The 13752-nt window shown below is 71.7% G+C and carries 15 protein-coding genes; 10 read left to right on the forward strand and 5 right to left on the reverse strand.

The features are described from left to right. Positions 1–91 precede the first annotated feature (91 nt). Together IE258_RS03635 and IE258_RS03640 are read left to right on the forward strand one after the other, a co-directional pair. Entirely contained in the window at positions 92–460 is a 369-nt protein-coding gene (locus IE258_RS03635; RefSeq protein WP_003973786.1) for a WhiB family transcriptional regulator, read from the forward strand. Continuing rightward, positions 457–780 carry a putative WhiB-interacting protein gene (locus IE258_RS03640; RefSeq protein WP_189738796.1) on the forward strand — a complete coding sequence of 108 codons (324 nt, stop codon included), beginning with the start codon at positions 457–459 and terminating at the stop codon, positions 778–780. Before IE258_RS03635 ends, IE258_RS03640 begins: the two co-directional genes overlap by 4 nt. Positions 781–886: 106 nt before the next feature. Here the strand turns inward: IE258_RS03640 and IE258_RS03645 are convergent, their stop codons facing one another. Together IE258_RS03645 and IE258_RS03650 are read right to left on the reverse strand one after the other, a co-directional pair. Continuing rightward, positions 887–2314 carry an ABC1 kinase family protein gene (locus IE258_RS03645; RefSeq protein WP_189738799.1) on the reverse strand — a complete coding sequence of 476 codons (1428 nt, stop codon included), beginning with the start codon at positions 2312–2314 and terminating at the stop codon, positions 887–889. Continuing rightward, the gene (locus IE258_RS03650; protein ID WP_189738803.1) at positions 2307–3521 is read right to left on the reverse strand and encodes a TOMM precursor leader peptide-binding protein; all 1215 of its coding nucleotides are present in this window, start codon (positions 3519–3521) and stop codon (positions 2307–2309) included. The genes IE258_RS03645 and IE258_RS03650 overlap by 8 nt, the downstream gene beginning before the upstream one ends. A 267-nt stretch (positions 3522–3788) precedes the next feature. Between IE258_RS03650 and IE258_RS03655 the strand changes: the two genes are divergently transcribed. The 4 genes from IE258_RS03655 to IE258_RS03670 all read left to right on the forward strand — a co-directional run bounded on the left by IE258_RS03655 (position 3789) and on the right by IE258_RS03670 (position 7715). Beyond that, positions 3789–4385, forward strand: coding sequence for a M48 metallopeptidase family protein (locus IE258_RS03655; RefSeq protein WP_189738806.1), 597 nt, complete (start codon positions 3789–3791; stop codon positions 4383–4385). Positions 4386–4523: 138 nt separating this feature from the next. Beyond that, the gene (locus IE258_RS03660; protein ID WP_189738809.1) at positions 4524–6248 is read left to right on the forward strand and encodes a TerD family protein; all 1725 of its coding nucleotides are present in this window, start codon (positions 4524–4526) and stop codon (positions 6246–6248) included. Between the two features lie 13 nt (positions 6249–6261). After that, positions 6262–6942 carry an AIM24 family protein gene (locus tag IE258_RS03665; RefSeq protein WP_030145911.1) on the forward strand — a complete coding sequence of 227 codons (681 nt, stop codon included), beginning with the start codon at positions 6262–6264 and terminating at the stop codon, positions 6940–6942. Between the two features lie 17 nt (positions 6943–6959). Then, positions 6960–7715 (forward strand): AIM24 family protein, encoded by a 756-nt coding sequence (locus tag IE258_RS03670; RefSeq protein ID WP_189738813.1) that lies wholly within the window; start codon positions 6960–6962, stop codon positions 7713–7715. 59 nt (positions 7716–7774) lie between these two features. Here IE258_RS03670 and IE258_RS03675 read toward each other — a convergent pair whose 3' ends face one another. Then, the gene (locus tag IE258_RS03675) at positions 7775–8290 is read right to left on the reverse strand and encodes an NUDIX hydrolase (protein WP_189738816.1); all 516 of its coding nucleotides are present in this window, start codon (positions 8288–8290) and stop codon (positions 7775–7777) included. Further along, positions 8287–9741, reverse strand: coding sequence for a zinc-dependent metalloprotease (locus IE258_RS03680; protein ID WP_189738818.1), 1455 nt, complete (start codon positions 9739–9741; stop codon positions 8287–8289). The genes IE258_RS03675 and IE258_RS03680 overlap by 4 nt, the downstream gene beginning before the upstream one ends. 192 nt (positions 9742–9933) lie before the next feature. Here IE258_RS03680 and IE258_RS03685 point away from each other — a divergent pair, with 192 nt between their 5' ends. The 4 genes from IE258_RS03685 (at position 9934) to IE258_RS03700 (ending at position 13095) form a co-directional block, all read left to right on the forward strand. Beyond that, entirely contained in the window at positions 9934–11055 is a 1122-nt protein-coding gene (locus IE258_RS03685) for an SDR family oxidoreductase (RefSeq protein ID WP_159324279.1), read from the forward strand. 107 nt (positions 11056–11162) lie between these two features. Next, positions 11163–11621, forward strand: a complete 459-nt coding sequence (locus IE258_RS03690) for a molybdenum cofactor biosynthesis protein MoaE (RefSeq protein ID WP_161377101.1) — start codon at positions 11163–11165, stop codon at positions 11619–11621. 141 nt (positions 11622–11762) lie between these two features. Beyond that, positions 11763–11927, forward strand: a complete 165-nt coding sequence (locus tag IE258_RS03695) for a hypothetical protein (RefSeq protein WP_189738820.1) — start codon at positions 11763–11765, stop codon at positions 11925–11927. A gap of 73 nt (positions 11928–12000) precedes the next feature. Then, complete coding sequence (locus tag IE258_RS03700; RefSeq protein WP_189738823.1) at positions 12001–13095, forward strand: YlbL family protein; 1095 nt, start codon at positions 12001–12003, stop codon at positions 13093–13095. 40 nt (positions 13096–13135) lie between these two features. Here the strand turns inward: IE258_RS03700 and IE258_RS03705 are convergent, their stop codons facing one another. Beyond that, positions 13136–13678, reverse strand: a complete 543-nt coding sequence (locus IE258_RS03705) for a PPA1309 family protein (RefSeq protein WP_161377103.1) — start codon at positions 13676–13678, stop codon at positions 13136–13138. Positions 13679–13752: the final 74 nt, after the last annotated feature.

Below are 13752 nucleotides of genomic sequence, written 5' to 3' on the forward strand. Positions count from 1 at the left end.
AGCACGAAGGAGCCTCGGGACAAGAAAAGAACCCGGTACCAAGCCGCCACCCGGTCAACCGGCCGGAACGAACAGACGAGGAAGACCACCCGTGCAACTCGAAGCGCACGCCCCGTCCGTACCGCCTTCCGACACGATCCCCAAGCCCTGTTCCACGGAGGACTCCACCTTGACCCCGCTCACCGCGCTCACCGCGCTCGACGACGCCATCGAGAACCTCGGCGTGCCCGTCCCCTGCCGCTCCTACGACCCGGAGGTCTTCTTCGCCGAGTCGCCGGCGGACGTGGAGTACGCCAAGTCCCTCTGCCGCACCTGCCCGCTGATCGAGGCCTGCCTCGCCGGTGCCAAGGAGCGGCGTGAGCCCTGGGGTGTCTGGGGTGGCGAGCTGTTCGTCCAGGGTGTCGTCGTTGCCCGGAAGCGGCCCCGTGGTCGCCCGCGCAAGAACCCGGTTTCGGCATGAACACCGCAGGAACGATCGACCGCCCCCTCACGTACGACCCCCAGAAGCAGGCCCCGATGAAGCCGTCCACCCACGACATCGCAGGCACCGCGCCGGAAGACTTCACCACCAGTGGCGCGAAGGACTCGCGTCAGAACAGGACCCGTGAAATGCAACTCATCCCAGAAGCCCTGGCACGTGCGCATATGCACGACCGCCTGCGTGAGGCCGAGCAGGAACGCCGGGCGCTGCGCCTGGCGACCGCTCGCCGGATGCAGCGCCGGGCGGAGCGCGCCTCGATGCGTGCCCGGCGGGCGCTGGCCATGGCGGTCATGCAGTAACCGACACACCTGAAGCGGTGGTCTCCCGGCGGGAGACGAAGCTCCGCCCCCGGGGGCCGGTCCGTCCGAACGGACCGGCCCCCACGGCGTGTTCGGCCCCGGTGGATCAGGCCTCGGCGGCCGTCTCCTCCGCCTCGGCGGCGTTTTCGTCCTTCTCGGCGGCGTCCTCCTCCACTTCCCCGGCCCCGGCCCCGGCCTCGTCCTCGGCGAGGAACCCGGGCAGCCACTCCTCCAACTCGTCGCGCAGCCGAACGGTGGCCCCGAGCTGGCACAGCACACCGATGGTGCTCAGGGTCACGCGGTGGATCAGGAGGTACGCCGGCGGCAGGTTGAGCTGCTTGGCCAGCTGGTAGGCGGGGGAGCGGGGATCACCGATGCGGGCGGCCTGGCTCCGCATCCAGCCTCGGGTGAAGGTGAACGCGTCGACCCTGGCCGGCTCGATGATCGGCAGGAGGTAGTCGAGAACGGCGTCGGGGTCCAGCTCTATCGACTCCTTGACGAAGCCTTCCGCGCAGAGCATCTCGTAGACGGCCTCCGCCTCGCCGTCCAGCGTCATGCGCAGCGCCTCGCCGATGATCTCGGGCAGGCCGCCCGGGAGGCGGTCGACCGTGCCGAAGTCCAGGACGCCCAGGCGCCAGTCGTCCTCGCCCTGGGGTCCGCCGGGCAGCAGGCGGAAGTTACCGGGGTGCGGGTCGGCGTGCAGGAGCCCGGTGCGCGCGGGACCGGAGAACAGGAAGAGGGCCAGCAACTGACCGGCCCGGTCGCGCTGCTCCTGCGTGCCGTTCGTGATGATCTCCGACATCGGGATGCCGTCGATCCACTCGGTGATCAGCACCTGCTCGCACTGGTGGACGACGTCCGGCACCACGATGTCGGGGTCGTCGTCGAACACCTCGGCATGCGTCCGCTGGGCCTGCGCCTCCAGGTCGTAGTCCAGCTCTTCCGAGACCCGGTCCTTCAGCTCCGTGATCAGCGGCTTGATGTCCATGCCGGGGACCAGCGGCCCGAGCAGACGGGCGAAGCGGCTGAGCTGGTTCAGGTCGGAGAGCAGGGCCTCGCCGGCGCCCGGGTACTGCACCTTGACCGCCACCTCACGGCCGTCGTGCCACACCCCCCGGTGCACCTGCCCGATCGAGGCGGCCGCGGCGGGCTTGTCCTCGAACTCCAGGAACAGCTCCTGCCAGTCCTCACCGAGCCGCTCCGCGAGCACGGCGTGCACGGTGCGCGTCGGCATCGGCGGCGCCGCCTCCTGCAGCTTGGTCAGCGCGGCCCGGTAGGGGCCGGCGACCTCCTCGGGCAGCGCCGACTCGAAGACGGACAGCGCCTGCCCGAACTTCATCGCCCCGCCCTTGAGCTCGCCCAGCACCTTGAACAGCTGATCCGCGGTGCGCTGCTGCAGTTGCTGGCCGACGATCTCCGCGGACTCGCCCACGATTCGCTTGCCGAGCCCCCAGGTGGCCCGCCCGGCGAAGCCGAGCGGAAGCGCGGCGAGCTTGGCGGTCCGGGTGACCGCCTTGCGCGGAAGATCAGACATGCGCCCTCCAAGTCCCAGCCGGCCGTGTCGGTTCCGCCTCGTGGCGTACTTCCGTTGACGGCCCTTGCCCCGCCATTGTCGCGCGCCGCACCCCGTCCTCGGGGATGTGTTCTTGCCTACCCTTCTCGGCCGCTCCGCACGGGCACCCGGGATGGGGCCCGACCGGTCGCACCTGCCATCGCAGACCGGGCAGCGCGACCTCCCAGCGCGCACCGGTGCTCGACGGCGTCCGGCCGTCCAGGAAGGCGAGCGCGTGAGCCGCCGCGAACCCGGCGACGGTCGTCGCGAGGGTGAGGTCGCAGGGCGGTACCCGGCGCTGCCGGCCGGAACGCCACTGCGCGACGAGCCGCGGCCAGGCCGGGTCCCGGTCGGTGCGGTCGGCGTGCAGGCATCCGGCGCACCCCGTCTCGCCGGGCAGGACGAGAGGGCCGACGACACCGGTTCCCTCCACGACCCCGGCGTACAGGTGGGGCGTGCCGGAGGCCATCAGGGATTCAGCGGCGGCGGGGTCGGGCGTGTGCACCGAGACGTCGTCGCGCGGGGCGAGGACCACCAGGGAGAGGCCCGGGGCGTCTGCCTCGGGCGGTGTCGTCGGGCCCCGGCGCGGCGGCCGGTCGGGGGCGGCCCGGCGGACGACACGGCGGGCCGTCTCGTCCCGGCGGTCGCCGACGGACTCGGCGGGCAGGCCGCCCGGAGCGACGTCCCACGGCTCGACGCGTCCGCCGTCGCGCACGTCGATCCCGCCGACGCCCGCGCCCGACAACAGCCCCGCCAGTACCGCACCCACTCGTCCCGCACCCCGCACACCCACCCGCAGGGCCCGCCGGGCGGCCAGGTGTCTGATCGCGTCGCCCGGATCCGAGGTGGTCAGGGAGAGGGAGGCCAGGTCGGGTCGGAGCCGGTCGAGGACCTCCTTCTTCGCCCGCAGGGCGTCGGCGGCCGGCCCGCCGCCCCGGGAGTCGTCGAGGAGACCGGCCCGCGCCAGTCGCTCCACGACCCGGTCGACATGCCCGTCCGGCAGGTCCATGCGCTGCCCCGCCTCCCGCAGGAGCGCCGGGCCACGGGTGCCGTTGAGCAGTTCGAGGAAACTGCCCGTCGCCGTGTCCACCGGGGCCAGCGTCAGTGCGTGCGCCGGTGTCATCCCGAACTGCACGGTGTTCAGGTCGCGCCAGCCGCGCTTGAGCGCGGGCTTCACCATCGGATGCATGCCAGGTCCCCCGTACGTGTTGAGTATGGCCGGCCTCGCCGGCGCGCGTCACCCCGTGTCCGGCTGCGGAGTCGTCGCCGCATCCGGGCGCGGATCCGGCGACGGGAGCCAGCATGCCCGGATGCGCTCGGAGGCGTCGAAAGTTGTCCACAGGCAGTGGGTATTCGTCGTACGAATCAGCCGCGCATCTGCCAGGACGAGTGGCGGATCGGCACCGATGCGTCCCGGAGCCGGGACTTCCCCGTGTGCAGCGGGTAACGTCGTGGCGTGTCCGCCGACCCACTGCACCGCGCCGGGGCGCCCCCGCGCACACCGACGAATCCGCCTCCGAACGGCTCGGGGACGAGCCCGATCGAGGTGCGCAGGAGCACCCGGCGACGCCGGACGGTATCCGCGTACCGCGAGGGCGATCGCACCGTCGTGCTGATCCCCGCCCGGATGTCCGAGGCCGAGGAGCAACGCTGGGTGAGCGTCATGCTGGACAAGCTGGCCGCCCAGGAGAGCAAGCGCGTCCTAGGCGACGCCGAGCTGGCCGAGCGTGCCGGGCGCCTGTCGGGGCAGTACTTCGAGGGCCGGGCCCGCCCCACCTCGGTCCGCTGGGTCACCAACCAGAACACCCGCTGGGGGTCGTGCACCCCGTCCGAGGGAAGCATCCGGCTGTCGCACCGCCTCCAGGGCATGCCCGAGTACGTCGTCGACTACGTCCTCCTGCACGAGCTGGCGCATCTGCTGGTCCCCGGACACGGGCCCCGGTTCTGGCGGCTCCTGGAGGCATATCCGCGCACCGAGCGCGCCAAGGGCTACCTGGAGGGTGTGGTCGCCGCGGACCGGCTGCCGCACGTACCCGGCGCCCGCAGCGAGTAGCGGACGCGAGCCCGGCGGCCGTCCGGCACGGCCGCGCACGGGTTTCGTACCGGGTCTGTACCGACTTCCTCCGGTGTCGGTGTTTGCCGTTAGCCTGTCGCGACGCACTCGCATTCGGATGGGGGACGGTCGTAACGCATGGCCAGGGAATTTCAACGCGGCCACAAGGCCAGGATCAGTGATCTCACCGCGGGCACGGATCTGTACGTAGGCGTGCAGATCTCCGGCCCCGGGCTGAGCTTCGACATCAGCTGCTTCGGTCTCGACGCCGACGAGCGGTTGTCGGACGACCGGTACTTCGTGTTCTTCAACCAACCGAAGACCCCGGAGGAGTCCATCCAGCTCCTGGGTGCGCAGGCGGGTGACACGGAGTCCTTCCGGGTCACCCTGGACAGGATCCCGCAGCAGATCCAGAAGCTGTCCTTCACCGCCACGATCGACGGCGCCGGACAGATGTCGCAGGTGGGGCCCGGGTACATCCGGATCGTCGCCGGTGGCGAGGAGGTGGCCCGGTACCCGTTCAGCGGCTCAGAGTTCTCCACCGAGCGCGCCGTGATGCTGGGCGACTTCTATCTCAAGGACGTGTGGCGGTTCGCCGCCGTCGGGCAGGGCTTCGACGGCGGGCTCGACGCGCTGCTGAGGAACTTCGGCGGCGAGGTGGCCGAGGACGAGGCGCCCGCCCAGCAGCAGCCCGAGCAGCCGCAGGCCGGTGCCGCCCCGGGCTTCGCCCCGCCCGCACAGGCATCGGCCCCGCCGGCCTTCGGCGCGCCCGCCGCGTCCGCGCCGGCCCCGGCTCCCGCGCCCCAGCACGCCCCGCAGGGCTTCGCCCCGCCGCCCGCCGCCACGCCGCCACCGGCTCCCGCTCCGACGCCCGGCCCGGACGTGCACGCCGCGCAGACCATCGTCGCGCCGATGAACACGCCGCCCGGCGGCGCCCCGGTGCCGCCCCCCGCTCCGGCGCCCGCGCCGTACGGCCAGCAGCCGCCGTACGGCCAGGTCCCCGGCCAGACCGCGCCGCCGCCTCCCGGCTACGGCCAGCCGCCGGCCCCCCAGGCCCCGGCCCCGCCGCCGGGGTACGGCCAGCCGGCCGCGCCCCCCGGCTACGGGCAGCCCGGCCCGCCCGCGGGACACGGCCAGCCGACGCCACCTCCCGGCTACGGTCAGCAGCCTCCCCAGGGCATGCCCCAGGGCGCACCGCAGGGCGCCGGTGTGATCGCGGCGCTCCAGCAGTTCAAGGAGACGGCGACCGGACAGCGCTGGACGCAGCAGAACAAGAAGCTGGTCCGCGTCGACCTCGGCGCCGAAGGCCAGCCCGTGCTCGCCCGGCAGGGCAGCATGGTGCTCTACCAGGGCAAGGTCGACTTCAGCTACAAGGGCGCCGGATTCGCCGGCCGGCTCGTGGGCAACGCCACCGGCCAGGAGATGCAGCTGATGCGCTGCACCGGCAAGGGGCAGGTGTTCCTCGCGGACAACTCCGCGATGCTCCACCCCATCGAGCTCCAGGGCGACGCCGTGTGCGTCTCCGCGGAGAACGTCCTCGCCTTCGACGAGAGCCTCCAGTACGAGGTCCGCCGCATCGAGGGGCACGGCATCCCGGGCGGCGCGCTGTTCACGATGCAGTTCCAGGGCACCGGCACGATCGTCGTCAAGACGCGCGGCGTACCCGTGGTGCTGCCGGTCACGCCCACGACGTTCGCCGACTGCAACGCCGTGGTCGCCTGGTCCGCAGCCGCGCAGGTGGTCGTCTCCAGCCAGGTGCGGATGCGCCGCAACTCCTACGCGGGCGACACGGGCGAAAGCGTCAACCTGCAGTTCCGGGCCGCGCCCGGCAGCTTCGTCGTCGTCCAGCCGTACGAGATCTGAGGGAGAGCCCGACATGAACCAGCCGCTCGCGGGCTACGCTCCCGCACCCGTCGCCGCCCGCATGGAGAACCACGGCAATCACATGCTGAAGGTCGCCATGCAGACCGGAAACGACCTCCTCGCGCGCGTGGGCTCGATGGTCGCCTACGAGGGCTTCGTCCAGTACGAGCCGAACCCGCCGGCCGTCCGCCAGATCGCCAAGGACTGGATGACCGGCGAGGGGGCGCCCCTGATGAAGTGCTCCGGCGACGGACTGCTCTACCTCGCCGACTACGGCGCCAACGTCGTCGTCATCAACCTCAACGGCGACGGGATCTCCGTCAACGCCACCAACCTGCTCGCCTTCGACGCCCACCTGACGTGGGGCGTGGAGCGGGTCAAGGGCCTGGCGAAGTTCGCCGGCCAGGGCCTGTGGAACACCAAGATCTCCGGACAGGGCTGGGTCGCGCTCACCTCCCGGGGCAAGCCGATCGTGGTCGACTGCGGCGGCGGCGAGGACGAGACCTACGTCGACCCGGACGCGCTCGTCGCCTGGTCCCCGAACCTCAAGGTGAAGGGCAAGCGCAGCTTCAAGGCGCAGTCGCTGATCGGCCGCGGCAGCGGCGAGGCCTTCCAGATGGCCTTCTCCGGTCAGGGCATCGTCGTCGTCCAGCCCAGCGAGGACAGCACCGACCGCCTCCGGGTCCGGGGCTGAGGGGGAGCCAGAACATCATGCAGAGCCCGATTTTCGCCTACAACGACCAGCAGACCCAGGAAGCCTGGAGCCTGCAGAACAAGCACATGCTCCGCGTCGCCCTGACCGGCCACGACGACGTGCTCGCCCGCAAGGGCACGATGGTCGCCTACCAGGGGCTCGTCGAGTTCGACGCCGAGTACCAGAGCAACAGCCAGTCGCGCTCGCGTGCGCACACCGGTGAGGGCCTGGACCTGATGCGCTGCCACGGGCAGGGCACGGTCTACTTCTCCAACCTCGCCCAGTGCGTCCACGTGGTGGACGTCGACCAGGACGGTCTCACCGTCGACAGCAGCTACGTGCTCGCGATGGACTCGAACCTCCACCACGAGGTCATCGCGGTGGACAGCCTCTACGGCATCTCCGGCTCGGGGAAGTACCAGCTCAACATCACGGGCCGCGGGAAGGTCGCCCTGATGACCTCGGGCTCGCCGCTGTTCATGCAGGTGACGCCCGACAAGTACGTCAACTGCGACGCCGACGCCATCGTCGCCTGGTCCACCGGGCTGCGCGTGCAGATGCAGGCCCAGACGCACTCCTCCGGAGTGTGGCGGCGCCGCGGCAACACCGGCGAGGGCTGGGAGCTGAGCTTCATGGGCAGCGGCTACGCGCTCGTCCAGCCCAGCGAGCTGCTGCCGCCGCAGAACGCCCAGGTCGGGCAGGGTGTCGCCGCGCAGTACGGCATGGGGCAGCACGGAGCCCGCGGTCAGAACCAGGGCAACGTCTGGAGCTGAGCGCCTACACGGCCGCAGTTCGGTAAGGGGTGATCGCCAGGGCGGTCACCCCTTACCGGTCACAGGCGGGCGCGAGTCGCCGCCAGCAGGCGTACGACGGACTCGTCGGCCACGTCCGCGACCTCGGCGTACGGGAACCAGCGCAGGTCGAGGGACTCGTCGCTGATCGCCTCCACGGCCCCCTCGGGGGCCACGGCCGCGTACTGCACGTCCAGGTGCCAGGCGCAGGGCGTGTGGTGGCGGTCCAGGCGCACGGGACCGCCCGGAAGCAGCGTCAGCCCGGCGATGCCCGACTCCTCCGTGCCCTCGCGCAGGGCCGCCCGGGCGAGCGTCTCGTCGACCGGTTCGCAGTGACCGCCCATCTGCAGCCACATGCGCATCTTCTTGTGCAGGGTCAGCAGGACCCGCCCGCGCGAGGGGTCGATCACCATGGCGCTCGCCGTGACGTGCCCGTCGGCGCAGGCCTTCCACATCCCGTCGGGGTGCGCCGCGAGATGGTCCAGGTAGACCTGCCGCAGCTCGTCCTGGCCCTCGTACGCCTTCAGGACCAGGACCGCGTCGTCGTGGAGGCTCACTCGCGGCCGTCGCCCTTGGGCTCGTCCCGGCCGTCGTCGCCGTCCTCGCCCTGGTCCCGCTTCTTCAGGTCGGGCTTGCCCGCCGCCTCGCCGAGCATCTTGTCCAGCTCGGAGAAGTCGAGCTGCTCGCGGTGCACGAAGCCGTCCGGGTCGTCCAGGTCGGTCGCGGTCGGCAGCATGTCCGGGTGGGCCCACAGACCGTCCCGGCCGTCGACACCGTGGGCGTCCGTCAGGGACGCCCACAGGCGGGAGGCGTCGCGCAGTCGGCGCGGGCGAAGCTCCAGGCCGATCAGCGTCGCGAACGTCTGCTCCGCGGGACCGCCCGAGGCGCGACGGCGGCGCAGCGTCTCGCGCAGCGCGTCGGCGGAGGACAGGCGCGGCTTGGCGGCGGTGTGCACCACCGCGTCCACCCAGCCCTCGACGAGCGCCAGGGCCGTCTCCAGACGGGCCAGGGCCGCCTTCTGCTCCGGGGTGTCCTCCGGCTGGAACATGCCCTGCTGGAGAGCCTCCTGCAGCTGCTCGGGGTTCTGCGGGTCGAACTGGCCGACCACGTCCTCCAGCTTGGCCGTGTCGACCTTGATGCCGCGGGCGTATCCCTCGACGGCGCCGAACAGGTGCGAGCGCAGCCACGGCACGTGCGCGAAGAGGCGCTGGTGGGCGGCCTCGCGCAGGGCCAGGTACAGCCGCACCTCCTCCTGCGGCACGCCGAGGTCCTTGCCGAACGACTCGATGTTCACCGGCAGCAGCGCGGCCTTGCCGGCCGGGCCGAGCGGCAGGCCCACGTCGGTCGAGCCGACGACCTCGCCGGCCAGCACACCGACGGCCTGCCCGATCTGCGTGCCGAACATGGCGCCGCCCATGGACCGCATCATGCCGATCAGCGGGCCGGCCATGGCCTGCATCTCCTCCGGCAGGACGTCGCCCATGGCGTTGCCGACGCGCTCGGCGACCGGGTCGACCAGCTCGCGCCAGGCGGGCAGGGTCGCCTCGACCCACTCCGCGCGGCTCCAGGCCACGGAGGTGCCCGCACCCGACGGCAGGGCCGTGGCGTCGTCCAGCCAGAGGTCGGCCAGACGCACGGCCTCCTGGACGGCATTGCGCTCGGCGGGACCGACGCTGGCGTCCTTGCGGCCGTCAGGCGTGCCCTGGGAGACCGTCTGGCGGGCGATCTGCTTGGCCATGTCCCAGTTCACCGGGCCGCCCTCGTAGGAGAGCATCTGGCCCAGCTGCTGGAACGCGGCGCCCAGGTCGTTGGGGTTCATGGAACCGAACATGGCAGCGAACGGGTTGTCCGCGCCGGGGCCGCCCGGGCCTCCGGCTCCGGACATCCCGAAACCGAACGGGTTGGCCGGTCCCTGACCACCGCCGCTCTGCTGGTCCTTCTTCTTGCCTTCGTCGCCGTCGTCCGGCTCCTCCGGCGGAAGGCCGAATCCGAATGGGGTGTCACTCACGGGGTTCCTCGGCTGGTAGGGCCGCCGGTTCTTTCCGGCGGCACGGCTGCCCGACTTCACCACCCAGCGTAGACACCCGAAGCCGATCGGGCCTCGGTGCTTCGCCGACTGACGGCCTGCGGCAGGATGGATGCCACCTGGTACGCACGCGTCGCTCGCGCTCGTACTGAAGACAACCTCTGGAGACGCCCGGTGAGTTCCCCAGATCCGCAGGTTCGCGCAGCGCGAAACCAGTCAACCAGTTCCGCCCGCTCCGGCGCGCGCGGACCCGTCGTCGCGGTCACCGGTGCCGCGTCCGGGGTCGGGGCCCTGCTCACCGCGCGGCTCGCCGCATCCGACGAGGTCAGACAGGTCGTGGCCATCGACGAACGGCGCGGTGGGTGCGAGGCGGCCGAGTGGCAGATCCTGGACGTACGGGACCCGGCCATCGCCGAGAAACTGCGTGGTGCGGACGTCGTGGTGCACCTGGCGCTCGACCTCGACCTGGAAACGGACGCGGCCGCCCGTACGGCTTACAACGTCCGGGGGACGCAGACCGTGCTGACCGCCGCCGCGGCGGCCGGCGTGCACCGGGTCGTGCTCTGCACCTCCGCGATGGTCTACGGCGCCCTCCCGGACAACGAGCTGCCGCTGTCCGAGGACGCCGAGCTGCGCGCCACGGCCGAGGCCACCGGCGTCGGGGACCTGCTGGAGATCGAGCGGCTCGCGCGGCGCGCGCCCCGGGCGCATCCCGGCCTGAACGTGACCGTGGTGCGGCCCGCCGTGCTGGTCGGAGGCATGGACACCGCGCTGACCAGGTACTTCGAGTCCCCCCGGCTGCTGGTCGTGGCCGGATCGCGGCCGGCCTGGCAGTTCTGCCACGTCGACGACCTGTGCAGCGCCCTGGAGTACGCCGTCCTGGAGAAGGCCGACGGCGAGCTGGCCGTCGGGTGCGACGGCTGGCTGGAGCAGGAGGAGGTCGAGGAGCTCAGCGGCATCCGGCGCATGGAGCTGCCCTCCGCGGTAGCGCTCGGCGCGGCGGCCCGGCTGCACCGGATCGGACTGACGCCGTCCCCGGCGGGGGACCTGGCGTACACGATGTACCCCTGGGTCGTCAGCGGCAGCCGCCTGCACGATGCCGGATGGCGTCCCAAGCACACGAACGAGGAGGTCCTGGCGGAGCTGCTCGAGGAGGTCTCGGGTCGGCACACGGTCGCCGGGCGGCGCCTGGGGCGCAAGGACGCTACGGCGGCGGGGGCCGCCGGCGCGACGGTGGCGCTGCTGGGCGCGGCCGCGGTGGTGCGCCGCGCGCGCAAGGCCCGGCGCCGCATCTGAGACGGATCCCGGCCGGCGGCCTCCGTAGGAGGCTCCAACGATGTACGCGCGCGTGCCGGGCGATCACGCTATTCCGCGCCGTCCGCGGTGTGGGGCACGATGGGCGTATGGCAACCACGAACGACCACCCCGGCGAGCTGGCCGCAGCGGACCCCGTCAAGCTGATCGGCATCCGCGAGACGCCCCTGTCCGTGGACGAGGTCTTCCGCGCGGTCGGCGACGACGCGTCGGGCGGCACCGCCCTGTTCGTGGGCACCGTGCGCAACCACGACGGGGGCACCGACGTCGACCGGCTCGGGTACTCGTGCCACCCGAGCGCCGAGGCCGAGATGCGGCGGATCGCCGAGAAGGTCGCCGCGGAGTACCCGGTACGGGCGCTCGCGGCGCTGCACCGTGTGGGGGACCTGGAGGTCGGGGACCTCGCGGTGGTCGTCGCCGTGTCCTGCCCGCACCGGGGCGAGGCATTCGACGCCTGCCGGAAGCTGATCGACGACCTCAAGCACGAGGTGCCCATCTGGAAGCACCAGACGTTCTCCGACGGAACCGAGGAATGGGTGGGCGCCTAGGGCCTTACGCCCGGTGGCGGGAGCGGCGACCGGCCCGTGGCTCCGGTTGCGTAACCCGCCCCCCGGCGTGAGCGTTGTCACTGCGAATGGTTAATCTGCTGATCAGTCAGTCGCGGACACTCATGGGGTTGGGAGGTCGGCATGGGAGCGCTCGCCTGGTTGCTGTTTCCGCTGGTGGCCGCTGTCGGTGCGGGCCTATGGGGAAGCTGGGCCAACCGGACCCGCAAGGCCCGGAGCGACGGCCCCGAGCTGGACGGGTACGCCCGGTTCCGTGAGGCCATGGAGAAGCCCCGCACGGGTGCCTGACGGCCCTGTGACGACCACCGGACGACCGCAGCCCTGACGGTGTTCTGACAGCCGCGTCCCGTACTGTCGTGCCATGCCACGCCGCACCGCGACGATGCTCGCCTCCACCCTGATGCTGATCGCGCTTCTGTGCGCGGGTGTGTTCATCCCCGTGCCGTACTCGGAGATGTCACCCGGGCCGACGGTGAACACCCTCGGGGACCACGACGGCGAGCCGGTGCTCCAGATCTCCGGTCACAAGACCTACGAGGCGAGCGGCCATCTGAACATGACCACCGTCCGGGTCACCAGCGCCGAGTACAAGATGAACCTCGTGGAGGCCGTCTACGGCTGGCTGGCGCACGACAACAGCGTGGTGCCGCACGAGACCCTCTACCCGGACGGCAAGACCGAGGAAGAGGCCACCCAGGAGAACGCGGAGGAGTTCAGCCAGTCCCAGGAGACCGCGAAGGTGGCCGCCCTCAAGGCGCTCGACATCCCGGTGAAGTCCTGGGTGGTCGTCTCCGCCGTCGTCAAGGACTCCCCGTCGCAGGGCAGGCTGCACGCCGGTGACGTGATCAAGGCCGTGGACGGTACGGCCGTCAAGAAGCCCACGGACGTCGCCGAGCTGGTCACCAAGCACGAGCCGGGCGAGGACACCGTCTTCACGATCGTGCCCGCCAAGGAGCAGGCCGCCGCGGAGAAGGAGGGCCGGACGCCGACGAAGACGGAGAAGGTCACGGTCACCACCGAGACCTCCGACGACGCCGGCGAGAAGCGCGCCGTCGTCGGGATCTCCGCCGGAACCGACCACACGTTCCCGTTCGACATCGACATCAAGCTCGCCGACGTCGGCGGCCCGAGCGCCGGCCTGATGTTCGCCCTCGGCATCTACGACAAGCTGACCCCCGGTGACCTCACCGGCGGCAAGTTCGTCGCCGGCACCGGGACGATCGACGACAACGGCAAGGTCGGCCCGATCGGCGGCATCGGCATGAAGACCATCGGCGCGCACGACAAGGGCGCCCAGTACTTCCTCACGCCCGCGGACAACTGCGCGGCGGCCGCCGAGGACACCCCCGACGGGCTCACCCTGGTGAAGGTCGACACCATCGACGACGCCCTCGGCGCGCTGAAGGACATCCGTTCCGGCAAGACCGCCGACCTGCCGAAGTGCACGGAGGGGTAGCCCTCCCGCACAGCCTCCCGGCGGTCGGCGTCCGGCGGGCCTACTCCTCGAACGTCGCCGTCAGCGCCTCGGCCAGACCCGGCACCAGGTCGGATCCGGTGAGGACCTCTGTGGCCGCGTCCTTCTCCCGCAGCCGCAGGGCCGAGTCGCGGGCGCCGTCGCGCAGGACCGCGACCGTCATGCGGACCTCCTGACGGTCCGGGTGCTCCGCCACCCACTGCGCGAGCTTCTTCTCGTTGAGGCCCGAAGGCACCTGCGCCTCGGCCGAGGGCGGCAGCATCAGCCGCTCCACGGTGAGCGCGCAGCCGACCACGGCGTCGGGCCAGGCGATGGTGCCAAGGAACTCGTCGAGCGCCTGGCCCGTTGGAATCTCGTCCTGCTCGATCGGGGTGAGGCCGGAGGACTCCGACTCCTCCTGCAGACCGAGCCGGTCCGCGAGCGAGGGCTGGTCGGCCCGCAGCCGTGCGGTGTCGACAAGGGCGAAGAGGCGTGCGGGCTGGTCCCAGCCGAGGCCGGAGACGTACTCGTCGATCTCGAGTACGGCCCGGGTGAGGGGGCTCGCTGCCATGGGGGTGTTGGACATGGTCACAATCCTGCCTCGTTCATGGCCCGAATCGGGAACCGAGTAAACGATGAGTAAGTTGCATAAGTGTGGGC

It is taken from the genome of Streptomyces tendae (assembly GCF_014650435.1).
GTDB classification, from domain to species: Bacteria; Actinomycetota; Actinomycetes; order Streptomycetales; family Streptomycetaceae; genus Streptomyces; species Streptomyces tendae.